Origin of the sequence: Corynebacterium sp. MSK073 (genome assembly GCF_030232085.1) — a bacterium.
Classification (GTDB): Bacteria; Actinomycetota; Actinomycetes; order Mycobacteriales; family Mycobacteriaceae; genus Corynebacterium.
In genome coordinates, this window is the sequence record NZ_JASPIY010000020.1 from 23,719 (window position 1) to 35,582 (window position 11,864).

Sequence of the window (11,864 nt, forward strand, 5' to 3'; positions counted from 1 at the left end):
GGGGTTTACTTCAGGGCATCGGCAAGCGGCTTCGTTGCCGAGTGCAAGGCGACGATGCCCAGGGTGAGGTTTTGCCAGCCCGCGTCGGCCCAGCCATTGCGGTTGATGGCCGCCGCCAACTCCTCTTGTCCAGGCCAAGCGCGGATGGATTCCGCGAGGTAAATATAGGCATCCGGGTTGGAGGAGACCACGCGCGCAACCGGGGGCAGCAGGCGCATGAGGTATTCCTTGTACACGGTGCCGAATACCGGGACGATGGGGGTGGAAAATTCCGCCACCGCCAGGCGCCCGCCCGGCTTGGTCACGCGCGCCATTTCCCGCAGCCCCAGCTCGTAATCGTGGATATTGCGCAGGCCATAGGAGATGGTGACGGCGTCAAACGTATTATCCGCAAAGGGCAATTTCATGCCATCGCCGGCCACCTTGGGTACGTCGCGCTCGCGTCCGGCGGCGAGCATGCCGCGCGAAAAATCGCAGGCTACGCACCACGCGCCGGATTTGGACAGCTCTTCTGTGGATACCGCGGTTCCGGCCGCGAGGTCGAGGACCTTCTCCCCCGGCTGCAGGTTAAGGCGCTCGCGGGTGCGCTTGCGCCAGCGCTTGTCCTGTCCAAAGGACAAGACGGTATTGGTGAGGTCGTATTTTTCGCCGACGGCGTCAAACATGCGCGCGACGTCGAAGGGCTTTTTATCCAGATCTGCCTTAGACACAAATGCCTAGTCTAGGCTACGCGCGCCCCAAGGGCACGAGCCGCCCACCGCGGCAGCTCTGGGCGCTGCCCCAAAATGGTCAGCGGCACCCGGCGGGTATCTTCCAGCACCTCTTCGTAATAGCCCACCAGCTGCTCGCACAGCGCGGTCCACGTCTTCGAAGAAATGGAGGCGCGGGCATTATCCCGCAACTCCGCATGGATCTCTGGGTTTAAGAGCGCATCGACGGCATTGGGCAGGTCATCGACAAAGCTATCCACGTCTAAGAGCAGGCCGTTATAGCCTTCTTGGATAAGGTCCACGGGCCCGCCTGCCCGCGGGCCGATGGTGGGCACGCCAGAGGCTTGGGCCTCCTGGATGGACTGGCAGAAGGTTTCAAATTCGCCGGCGTGCACAAAGACATCGAGCGAGGCATAGGCCTGAGCCAGCTCCTCACCGCTGAGCGCGCCGGTGAACACGGCGTTGGGAAGCTGTGCCTCCAATAGCGGGCGCTCGGGGCCGTCACCGACGATGACCAGCTGAATATCCTCGCGGCCATTAAGCGCGGACAACCGGTGCACGCCCTTTTCCGCGGCCAAGCGGCCGACGAAGCCGACGATGTTTTTCTTTCCACTGCGGTCCCAGCTGCGGCGCAGGCTAGCCGAGCGCTTTTGGGGATGGAAAAGCTCGGTATTGACGCCGCGGCCCCAATGGCGCACGTGCTTGATGTGGTGTTTTTCCAAATCCCGGATGGTCAGCGAGGACGGCGCCAAGGTCATCTGGCAGGAGTTGTGGATCGTGCGCAGCCACTCCCACACAGCGTAAGCCAAGGCGGAGGCGTGGTACTTGGTGGCGAATCCTGCGACATCGGTTTGGTAGAGCGCCACTGCCGGAATGCGCTGTTGGCGGGCCGAAAATGCGCCCGCCGCACCCAGCACAAACGGGCTAGCTAGGTGGATGATATCGGGCTTGAACTTCCGCAGCGCATCATCCACGGCCGTGGTCGGCACGCCCACCGGCAACGAATCCACCAGCGGCACGCGCACGGTGGGCACGCGGTAAATGGGAAAGCCCAAGTAATCAGGGATTTCTTCTTGGCCCTCGCGGGCACCGGGGGCGATGACAATCGCATCGTGTCCGGTTTCTTGCAGGTGCTCCAAAACGCGCAGCACCGAGTTTGTCACGCCATTGACATTGGGGAGGAACGATTCAGCCACGATTGCAACTCGCATGCCACCATAATGACCTATTTTTCTTGGCCTTTGGTGAATCCAATGAAAAATCTGGGTAAATTATTTTTCAGCCCGATTTTCAGCGCGGCGGGTGGTCACGGTAATAAGCCGCCACAGCCCCACGGCGGCAAGCGTAGACACAACCGCCACGGATAGCGCCGGTATGACCGCCAAGGTCCACTCGCGGCCTTCTACCTTCACCAAATCCGGATTATCCTCGGCATACTGCACCCATACCTGCTGGCCCTCGCCCAAGTCCGTGGGATAGAGCAAGCCTTGCCGCGGGGAATGATAGATCCCGTCGCTATCTTGAAAATCCACGGTGGTGCGCAGCGCGCCGACGTCCTTGACCGTTGCCAAAGCCCGGCTAGGCTGCGCGGAAATGGCGCGGTCATTGAGGAGGGGGCCTACCACCAGGCCCACCGAGCCCACGATCAGCGCCACGTAGATGGCCAGCACGAGCTGGTGCAGCCGACGCCGAACAACCGCGGGCCTATAGCGCGGGGCCACTTACTGGCCCACCTTCTGCGTGAGCTTATCCTGCAGCGCCCGGCGCGTGGCACGGGTGGTCTGCGCCTCCACGATGGTGATGCCCGTGGAGTATTCCTTAAGCTCTGCCAGGGTATCCAGCAGCTCCTGCGGGGTGGTCACCAGACGGTAGTCTGCGTCATAAGCCTCTGCCAGCTTGTCGATGCCCACCCCATGCGGCGTTCCAAAGGCCGGCTCGAAGGCATCGCGAAGCGCGGGCGCGCCTTGTTCCAGGGTTTCAAAGATGCCGCCGCCATTGTCATTGGCCACCACGATGGTGAGGTTCTCTGGCCGCGGCTGGTCCTCCGGGATCAGCAGCCCGTTGGCATCGTGCAAAAAGGTCACATCCCCTACCAGGGCCATCACGCGTGGGGCGCGCCAATTAGTGGGATCCAGCGATTGCGTGGCCAGGGCCACGCCGATGGCTTGGGAGACGGTGCCATCGATGCCCGCCACCCCGCGCGGGGCGTAGGTATCCACGCCGTCAAAGGGCAGCCCGATGAGGGAGGCATCGCGCACCGGATTCGAGGCGCCGAGCACCACCGTGTCATTGACCGCGAGCGTATCGCCTACCGCCGCCGCTACGTGCAGGCCGGTGAACCCGAGTTCTTCATCCTCCAGGGTTGTGCGCACGGCCTCGCCGACCATGTCGGTCGCGCCTTGGCAGATCTTGAGCCACTCGCGGCTTGGCTCCCCGGTGGTCTTGACGGTGGTGCCAAGGCGCGCGTTATCCCCGCGCTGGTTGGTAAAGTCCGCCGTGCGCGAGAGCACCACCAGCTCGATATCCGGGTCATTCATCAGCGCGAGCACGCCGCGATGCAGCGTGGGATGGCCCACCACGATGACCTGCTCGACCTTGGTATTGACCACGTAGTCATTGGCGGAGACCTGCGCCTTGCGGAAAATATGCGCCGCGGCCGGGTGCACGGGGTGGAAGGGCCCCGGCGCGGAGGGCTCCGCGATGGTCGGCACGTCTTCTAGGCCCTCGACCTCCCAGGCCTCATCGCCGGCGATAACAAGGGTATTTTTGCTCAAGTCCACCGCGACCTCGCCGTGGTCATAAAACCGCGGGGTGGCCGCGCGGGTGCCATCGCCACCTACTCGCTCCGGCAGGCTATCTCCTACCAGGGGTGCGTCAAAGGCGATATTGATGTGTACCTGGAGGTCGCGCTCAAACCGCTCTGCAATGGCGGCGATATCCTCTTCCGCATTGACCTGGGTGGTATCCGCATAGACGCCGAAGATGCCATCTTGCACGATGGTTTGGGAGGCGCCGGTGCCGATCAACCGCTCCGGGCGGTCCGCGCTGATAATGGCCAGCGGGGTATGGGAATAGTGCGCCTCAACCACCGCGGGCAGCGTATTGGCCACGGCCGTGCCGGAGGTCATCACCACCCCGACGTGGCGGTGCTGCACGCGCGCCATTCCTAAGGCGGTAAACGCAGCGCCGCGCTCATCAATGCGCGTATGCACCCGGATATCCTCGCGCGCGAGGAGGGCGAGCGACAGCGGTGCGTTGCGGGATCCCGGGCACAGCACCACATCGGTAAGGTGGCGCGCCAATTGGGCGGCCACCTGTTCAGCCAGCTGCATCGATTCATTCATGCTGCCAGATTTTACCTACTGCGGCGCAGCGGCCGGCAATCGCGCCGCGCCGCCGCCTTGCCTATAGCCGGTACCGCTGGTTAGCCCTGCTGCTGGTTGCCGCCATTGCCAAAGAGATCCCGCAAAAGGCGTTCCACGTCGAGGTCATCGCCTTCTTCCAGGCGGTCCTGAATTTCCGGTGGCAGCTCGGTAGGAATATCTTCGGGGAGATCGTCTTGCAGATTCGGCAGATTGCGCAGGCGCTCAGAAATACCAGGGCCCGCATCCTCGGTCTCGGTCACTGTGGTGGGCACCTGCGTGGTGGTGGTTTCCGTCACCGGTTCTGGCGCGGGCTTATCGGCATCGCTCGCGGCATTGCGCCACAAGAAGAACAGGGCGCCCGCCGCCAGGATGGCAACGACGGCGATGGCGGCAAAGACCCCGGCCATCCCGCCGTTTTTCTTCTTTCCCCTGCCGCGCTGGTCCGGGTCATAGTCCGACGGCACCGGCTCATACTGCTGCTGGGCGTATTGTTGCTGGCCATACTGCCCACCGGGCTGCTGATAGTTTTGTTGGTAATTCTGCTGGTAATCGGCGTTCGCGTCGAATTGCCGCGTCTCATTCTGCGGCTGCTGCGCGCCCGGGAAATACTGCTGTGGGCGCTGGCTGCGGGCATTACCGCCCGCATTATCTGGGACGCGGCCTATCTGGCGCGTGGCATCCTCGGCCGGGCCAGACCACTGGCGGGTCTCGTCAGTGCCGCGCCCATCATCATGAGAGCCTTTTCGGCCATTGGAACCGTTTTCACCAAAGCCATTATTTGTCATGCCTACCAGATGTACATCATTTTCCTGTGAGATCCCAGGGAATCTCCCAGATGCCAGCGTTGGACCGAGGGGAGATGCTAGCTCTGCAGCTGGCGCGCCCGCAGCGCCCGTCCGGTCGCGGTATCTTCCGCGGCCAGCTGGCTTGGGGTGGCATCCGCGATGATCTGCCCGCCGTCCGCACCGGCGCCGGGGCCCATTTCAATGATGCGGTCCGCGCTCGCTAGAACGTTGAGATCGTGCTCGATGACGATCACGGTATGCCCGGCATCGACAAGCTTGTGCAGCTCCGCATTGAGCAGGGCAATATCGGCTGGGTGCAGGCCGGTGGTGGGCTCATCCAGCATGTAGACCGTGTGCCCGCGCCGCGAATTGCGGGAGCGCTGCAGTTCCGTGGCGAGCTTGATGCGCTGCGCCTCGCCGCCGGAAAGCTCCGGCGCACCCTGTCCCAAGCGGAGGTAGCCCAGGCCCACGGCCTGCAGCGTGGCGATGGCGCGGTGGATCTTTGGTTCCTCGGCAAAGAATTCGGCGGCCTCATCCACGGTGAGCTCCAGCACCTCTGCGATGCTGCGCCCATGCCAGGTCACCTCGAGGGTTTCATCGTTGAAGCGGGCACCGCCGCATTGTGGGCAGGTGGTATAGGAACCCGGCAAAAAGACCAGCTCTACCTCGATTTTTCCGGCGCCACCACAGGTGGGGCACTGGCCCTGCTTCACGTTGTAGGAAAAGCGCGAGACCGTCCACTTGCGCTCCTTGGCCTCCGGGGTGGAGGCAAAGAGCTTGCGCACGTTATCGAAAAGGCCGGTATAGGTGGCCAACGTGGAACGCGGGGTGCGGCCAATGGGCTTTTGGGAAATCTGCACCAGACGGGAGACCTTATCCAGGCCCTCTACCCCGGCAAGCGAGAACTCGTGGCCGCCCTCGTCCGCGTCGTCTTTATCCTCATCGGCCACGGCGGTGGCGGATTCCTTGAGGGTTTCTGCCAGCACGGTGCTCACCAGCGTCGACTTGCCCGAGCCCGAAACCCCGGCCACTGCGGTAAATTGCCCCAGGCCAAAGTCCACATCGAGCCCGTCGATACTGCGCGCCGAAATGCCACGGAGGCGGAGGTGGTTGGAGGGGGTGCGTGGGGCATCGGCAAGCGCGAGCTCACGCTGCGCCAACGCGCGGGCGGTAGGGGTATCGGCGTCGTAGTCCTCGACCGGACCGGAATAAACCACCTTGCCGCCGCCCTCGCCGGCGTAGGGGCCAACGTCCACGAGCCAATCCGCCTGGGCCACCAAATCCATATCGTGTTCAACCAGCAACACCGAATTGCCGGCGTCAATAAACCGGCGGCACATATCCAGCACCGCCCCGCGCTCATCGGGATGCAGGCCGGCAGACGGCTCATCGAGCACATACGCCACGCCAAAGAGCCCGGAACGCAGCTGGGCGGCGAGCCGAATGCGCTGCAATTCACCCGCCGAAAGGCTCTGGGTGGGCCGGTCCAGGCTCAGGTGCGCCAACCCCAGCTCCAGGGCGGAGGTCAGCGCCGGCAACACCTGCTTGAGCAGCAGATCCTCCGCGGAATTCTCCTCCGGTTCCTGCGCGCTGAGTACCTCATAGACCTGGTCCAGCGGCAGGGCGCCCAGCTTGTCGATGCTCATTCCCGCATACATCACCTTGAGCGCCCGCGGGTTCAACCGCCGGCCGTGGCAGGTATCGCACTCGCGGGATTCCATGAAGGACAACGTGCGCTTGCGCAGCGATTCCGATTGGGTCTCCTGCAGCGTCTTGGTGAGGTAACTGGCCACCGAGCGCCACGTGCCCTCATAATTGCGCTGGATCTGGTCCGCGCCGCGCAGGGGTTTTACGGTGACCACGGGGCGTTCTTCGGTAAATAGGATCCAGTCGCGGTCTTCCTGCGGCAAGTCTTGCCAGGGGGAATCCAGGTCATAGCCCAAGTTCATGAGGATATCGTGGAAATTTTTGCCCGCCCACGCACCGGGCCAGGCCTTAATGGCGCCTTCCTCAATGGACAAGGTGGGATCGGGCACCATCGATTGCTCGGTGGGCTCGTGCACCACGCCCGCGCCCTGGCACTGCGGACACATGCCCTCTGGGGTATTTGGTGAAAAGGCATCCGAGTAGAGGCCCTCAGGGTTATCCCCGGCGCGCGAGTACAACAGGCGCACGCTATTAGATAGCGCGGAAACCGTGCCCACCGTGGAGCGCGCCCCGCCGCCGGAGGTGGATTGCTGCAGCGCCACCGTGGGCGGCAAGCCCTCCACCTGGCTTACCTGTGGGTCCACCGCGGAGCTAATGAGCCGGCGCGCAAACGGCGCCACCGATTCCAGGTAGCGGCGCTGCCCTTCCCCGTGGATGGTGCCAAAGGCCAGAGAGGATTTTCCGGAACCGGAGACTCCCGTCACCGCCACGAGTTGGCCGCGCGGCATATCCACATCGACGTTGCGCAGGTTGTGTAAGTGGGCATCGCGAACCTTGATTGTCATGACCACAATCCTACCCGCGCACCAGCTCCCTAAGGCAACGCTTCGGCCCGCCACCCCCGCCGCGCATTGCCTACCGATCTGTCTACCACTCCGCCTGCCCAAGAATTAATTTCACGCCCGCTCAGGGTGTTCCGGCTGGCGAGCGCGCCCTGCAACCACCAAGCTGCCGCCGGTGCATATTTCGCCGCCTCTCTTGCTGATAGACTTCATTGTCTATTATGACGATTCCGCTTGGTCTATAAGCTAGAAGGTAGGGCTCCGCGTTGACCGATAACACTTCATCCATCGCGCTGATTGGACTTGGCCCCCGCGGCATTTCCGTCCTCGAGCGCCTCGTGGCACAACTCAATACCGTCTCCCACCCGCCAGAGAAACTAACGCTGCACCTTATCGATGATGCCCAGCACGGCGGCGGCAAGATTTGGGATATCAACCAGCCCAAATACCTGTGCATGAATACCTTCGCCCACGGTATGACGCTGTTTTCTGAGACCAACTCCACGGTGGAGGCCCCAGTGGTGGAAGGCCCCACCATCTACGAGTGGATCCGCCTGACGCTTGGCGATGCCCACGTGTCCCCCGGCGCCCGCGATTACGTCGCCGCCCACCCACTCGATCCGCAGGTGCTTGGGGAATTCGGCCGCACAGAGCTAGAGAAGCTGCGCCCCGAATCCTATTTGCCGCGCGCGCTGTACGGCCACTACATCCTGTGGGTCTTCCGCTCCGTCTTGCAGGATGTGCCGGAGTGGGTTGAGGTCAAGCAACACCACGCCCGCGTGGTGGATATTGAATCCCGCGAGGGTGCAGATATTTTGCACCTTAATAACGACACCACCGTTGCGGCCGGCTCCACCTTGGCGGTCACCGGCTGGCAAAACCAGGGCTATACCGAAAACGAGCGGTGGATCTTAAAGACCTTGGAAGATAACCCCAGCCTGCGCTGGATCCGCGCTGATAACCCAATCGACCAGGGTGTTGACTCCATCAAGGACAACGAGAAGGTCCTCGTGCGCGGGCTTGGTATGGGCTTTTTCGATATCCTCATCCTCTCCACTGTGGGCCGCGGTGGTAAGTTCGTCGAGGATTCCTCCAAGCCTTGGGGCATGCGCTATGAGGCCACCGGCACCGAGCCCACCTTTGCAGCCGCATCCCGGCGCGGCTATCCCTTCCTGCCGCAATCCAATGAAGGCGCCCTCCCACCGGCCGCGGAGATCCCGCGGTTAAAGAAGGTCGTCGCCGAGCTATCCCACCGCACGGGCGCGCGCTCCATCAACTATGACACCGAGGTATGGCCTGCGGTCGCCCGCGATGCCTACCAGGCCTATATCGATACCCTCGCCCGCGTCGAGCCGGAAAGCCTGCGCGCCTCCCGCGAGGAGATCATCGCCGCCCTCGATGCCACCCCGGTAGATGCAGGCGTGGCCTATAACGGCCTGGCCCAGCTCGATGAGGTCATTGCGCGCCATACCACCAAGGATTTCAGCCTACTGCGCTGGATGCACCTGCTCACGGAGGATTTTTCCAACCAGCAGGAGCTCACCGAGCACATCGCGCAGAGCCTGTGCGAGGACCTGGCAGAATCCCAGAAGGGCCCGGATAGCCCGGTGCGCGCCGCTTTGTGGTCGGTCGGTTTCTCCCGCAAACCCACCCAGGTTCTGGGCGCTGAGGGCCGCTATACCCTGGAGTCGCGCCACCACATGTTCGATAAGGCCATCTCCTTGGGCCAGACCACGTGCTCCGGCCCGCCGCCCTTCCGCACGCAGCAATTGCTGGCGCTTGTCGATGCCGGCATTGTCAGCTTCGTCGGCGGCAACCCCGTCTTGGGAACGAATGCCGATGCCGGGGAATGGACCATCAGCTCCAGCGCGTCTGGTGGCAAGCGCATCCCGGGCACGACGCTTCTCGATGCCTGGGTGCACAAGCCCGATATCCGCCGCACCCCGCACGATTCCTTCATGCACTCCCTCGTGGAATCCGGGCGCGTGCGCGCCTTTACAGAAACCGCCAGCGATGGCATCGAGGTACCTACCGGCTCGCCCGCCGAAGACCCCGATACCCGCCAGGTCCACAACGCCGATGGCACCGTGGATGAGCGCCTGCACCTCGTAGGAATCCCCGCCCACGCCGAGTACCCGGATACTACCTTGGCCCCGCCGATTCCCGGCACCGATTCGTGGTTCATCCAGGAAGCCGATAAGGCCGCCGTGCACGCGGCCCAGGTAGCACTCGCGGGGCAAGCGTAGCTAGCAGCGAGGGGGCAGGCAACCGCCTGCCCATTACGCTGTTAGCAGTTCCGTTCGGAGGAGCCCAGGATTCATACTCCTAGCCCCATGCTGGGGCAGGTTATGTTTATCTGCGTTCGGACCTGACCCCCATTTGGTGGACACCTGATATCCAGCCCAGTCGGGCTGGGAAGAAAGGTAATCTACCATCATGTCCAGGTATTCCGAACAGTTCAAACGCGATGCCGTGGCCCTCTATAAGGAACAATGAGGGCCTCTCGCTGAACTCAGCATTAGCCGAACTCGGCATCAACCGAGCTTCGCTGCATTCTTGGGTCAAAAAGTACGGCACCGGAAAACGTGCCCGCATTAAAGCTGTGCATGATAAAGCCCAAGCGGCGAATGATTCTGCGCGAATCCGCCAGCTGGAAAAGGAAGTCTCTAAGCTGCGCGAAGAACGCGATATCCTGCGTAAGGCCGCGAAATATTTTGCTTAAAGCAGACTCACTGGTGATCCGCTTCCAGTTTGTCTATGACCACCGAACCGAATACTCGGTTAAGCGGATGTGCCACGTGTTAAAGCTCAATCGTTCCTCGTTCTATAAATGGGTCCACACCCGTAAAAAGCGCAGTTTAAAGATGCATTCCGACGGTCTTATTGGTGCAAGAATAAAGACCATCTTCGACGATGAGCACGGGCTTTACGGAGCTCAACGCATCGCCGCAAGCCTTAAAGCCGATGAGAGCTGTGGTCCGACGAATCACAAGAAAGTTGCACGAATCATGAAAACCATGGGACTTCAAGGCTTTACTAAACGGCGTCGATGCACCACCACTAGGCGCAAGCCTGGTCACCGCGTCATGCCAGATCTAGTAGGCCGCAAGTGCACGGACCTGACCCCCTGGTGGTGGACACGCTGAAACCAGCATGTCGCTGGGGAAGTGAGGTACCTTTCCACCATGCCACGCAAGACCTACACCGAGCGGTTCAAGCGTGACGTAGTCTCGTTGTACGAGTCGACTCCCGGAGCAACGATCAACGCGATCGCCTCCGATCTCGGGGTCAACCGCAACTCGCTGCGCAGCTGGCTCGATGCCTTCGGCACACGCACCAAAACCAATGCCAACGGTGAGAAAGTCGCCAGCCTCATCGCCGCGTCGGACTCCGCCACCGCTGCCTCAGGACTGTCGGACGCCGAGCGCATCCGCGTACTGGAACGCGAAAACGCCAAACTCCGCGAGGAACGAGAAATCCTTCGTAAGGCGGCCAAGTATTTCGCGGAAGAGACGAACTGGTGAACCGCTTCCGGTTCGTTGACGACCATCGAGACCTCTACGAGGTCAAGCGGTTATGCCAGGTCCTGGAAATCAGCTGCCCCTGCCCGCCGGCAACACCTCGTCGATGACGCGGTGCTGGGAGCGCAGATCAAGACCACCTTCAACGCCGAGAACGGCTGCTACGGCGCGAAACGAGTGACTGCGGCGATCAACTCCGATCCCGTCAACGACCGGGGCAAGGGCGGCCGTCTCAATCACAAGCGCACCGCCCGGCTGATGCGGCAGATGGGCCTTTTTGGTTTCACCAGGAAACGCCGGGTGAAAACGACGACGTCGAGTAAACGGGCCCCGAGGTTTCCGGATCTGCTGCAACGCCGGTTCACTGCGGACAGGCCGAACGCGGTCTACGTCGGCGACATCACGTACCTGCCGATCGCGGACGGGTCGAATATGTACCTGGCCACGGTTATCGACTGCTATTCGCGGCAGTTGACGGGGTTTGCGATCGCTGATCACATGCGCACCGAGTTGGTTGAAGAAGCCCTGACGATGGCCCGGAAGGTTCGCGGGAGCCTAGACGGGGCGATCTTCCACTCGGATCACGGCAGTGTTTATGCCTCTGATCAGTACCGGAGACTATGCGTGCGCTTCGGTGTCACCCAGTCGATGGGCGCGATCGGGACGAGTGCGGACAACTCGTTGGCGGAGTCGTTCAACGCCTCGTTGAAGCGGGAAGTCCTGTAGGATGAGTCTGTTTTCACTAGTCAGTTGGCCTGCCGCCAGGATGTGTTTCGGTGGTGCACGCGGTACAACACCAAACGATTGCATTCATGGTGCGGTTACCGCTCACCGAACGCCTTCGAAGACGCCGGGTTAGCTACACTTACTATCGCATCGTGATTAAATCCCCGTGTCCACTTTCCGGGGTTCGGGCCCCCGTCGTGCGACCGCTGCAGCAGCGACCCCTGCGCCGATAACAGCAATTCGGGTCGTCATCACGCATCCTTTCCGG

General features: G+C 62.2%; 11 protein-coding genes. 5 read left to right on the forward strand and 6 right to left on the reverse strand.

The window, feature by feature from the left end; genetic code table 11:
* Positions 1 to 5 precede the first annotated feature (5 nt).
* From QP970_RS11065 to QP970_RS11090, 6 genes are all read right to left on the reverse strand, one after another.
* A complete protein-coding gene (locus tag QP970_RS11065) occupies positions 6 to 710 on the reverse strand; it encodes a demethylmenaquinone methyltransferase (protein ID WP_239270057.1) in 705 nt (234 codons plus the stop codon).
* An 11-nt stretch (positions 711 to 721) separates the two neighbouring features.
* Complete coding sequence (locus tag QP970_RS11070; protein WP_239270056.1) at positions 722 to 1,921, reverse strand: glycosyltransferase family 4 protein; 1,200 nt, start codon at positions 1,919 to 1,921, stop codon at positions 722 to 724.
* Positions 1,922 to 1,981: 60 nt separating this feature from the next.
* Complete coding sequence (locus QP970_RS11075; protein ID WP_239275281.1) at positions 1,982 to 2,431, reverse strand: DUF3592 domain-containing protein; 450 nt, start codon at positions 2,429 to 2,431, stop codon at positions 1,982 to 1,984.
* Positions 2,432 to 4,054, reverse strand: a complete 1,623-nt coding sequence (gene menD, locus QP970_RS11080) for a 2-succinyl-5-enolpyruvyl-6-hydroxy-3-cyclohexene-1-carboxylic-acid synthase (RefSeq protein ID WP_239270144.1) — start codon at positions 4,052 to 4,054, stop codon at positions 2,432 to 2,434.
* A gap of 80 nt (positions 4,055 to 4,134) precedes the next feature.
* Positions 4,135 to 4,860, reverse strand: a complete 726-nt coding sequence (locus tag QP970_RS11085; protein ID WP_239270143.1) for a hypothetical protein — start codon at positions 4,858 to 4,860, stop codon at positions 4,135 to 4,137.
* 77 nt (positions 4,861 to 4,937) lie between these two features.
* Positions 4,938 to 7,352, reverse strand: a complete 2,415-nt coding sequence (locus tag QP970_RS11090) for an excinuclease ABC subunit UvrA (protein WP_239270142.1) — start codon at positions 7,350 to 7,352, stop codon at positions 4,938 to 4,940.
* Between the two features lie 263 nt (positions 7,353 to 7,615).
* Between QP970_RS11090 and QP970_RS11095 the strand changes: the two genes are divergently transcribed.
* The 5 genes from QP970_RS11095 (at position 7,616) to QP970_RS11115 (ending at position 11,596) form a co-directional block, all read left to right on the forward strand.
* Entirely contained in the window at positions 7,616 to 9,595 is a 1,980-nt protein-coding gene (locus tag QP970_RS11095; protein WP_239270141.1) for an FAD/NAD(P)-binding protein, read from the forward strand.
* Positions 9,596 to 9,816: 221 nt separating this feature from the next.
* Positions 9,817 to 10,071 carry a hypothetical protein gene (locus QP970_RS11100; protein ID WP_284869939.1) on the forward strand — a complete coding sequence of 85 codons (255 nt, stop codon included), beginning with the start codon at positions 9,817 to 9,819 and terminating at the stop codon, positions 10,069 to 10,071.
* Positions 10,064 to 10,495: an IS3 family transposase gene (locus tag QP970_RS11105; protein ID WP_284869940.1), complete on the forward strand. Its 432-nt coding sequence runs from the start codon at positions 10,064 to 10,066 to the stop codon at positions 10,493 to 10,495. Before QP970_RS11100 ends, QP970_RS11105 begins: the two co-directional genes overlap by 8 nt.
* A 39-nt stretch (positions 10,496 to 10,534) precedes the next feature.
* Positions 10,535 to 10,873, forward strand: a complete 339-nt coding sequence (locus QP970_RS11110) for a transposase (protein WP_255716835.1) — start codon at positions 10,535 to 10,537, stop codon at positions 10,871 to 10,873.
* 15 nt (positions 10,874 to 10,888) lie between these two features.
* Complete coding sequence (locus QP970_RS11115) at positions 10,889 to 11,596, forward strand: IS3 family transposase (protein ID WP_255722740.1); 708 nt, start codon at positions 10,889 to 10,891, stop codon at positions 11,594 to 11,596.
* Positions 11,597 to 11,864: the final 268 nt, after the last annotated feature.

Bases quoted from the DNA above. Each gene is read 5' to 3' on its own strand.
- QP970_RS11085 (WP_239270143.1), bottom strand. From the start codon at position 4,860: ATGACAAATAATGGCTTTGGTGAAAACGGTTCCAATGGCCGAAAAGGC.
- QP970_RS11100 (WP_284869939.1), top strand. From the start codon at position 9,817: ATGCCGTGGCCCTCTATAAGGAACAATGAGGGCCTCTCGCTGAACTCA.
- QP970_RS11110 (WP_255716835.1), top strand. From the start codon at position 10,535: ATGCCACGCAAGACCTACACCGAGCGGTTCAAGCGTGACGTAGTCTCG.
- QP970_RS11090 (WP_239270142.1), bottom strand. From the start codon at position 7,352: ATGACAATCAAGGTTCGCGATGCCCACTTACACAACCTGCGCAACGTC.
- QP970_RS11070 (WP_239270056.1), bottom strand. From the start codon at position 1,921: ATGCGAGTTGCAATCGTGGCTGAATCGTTCCTCCCCAATGTCAATGGC.
- menD (WP_239270144.1), bottom strand. From the start codon at position 4,054: ATGAATGAATCGATGCAGCTGGCTGAACAGGTGGCCGCCCAATTGGCG.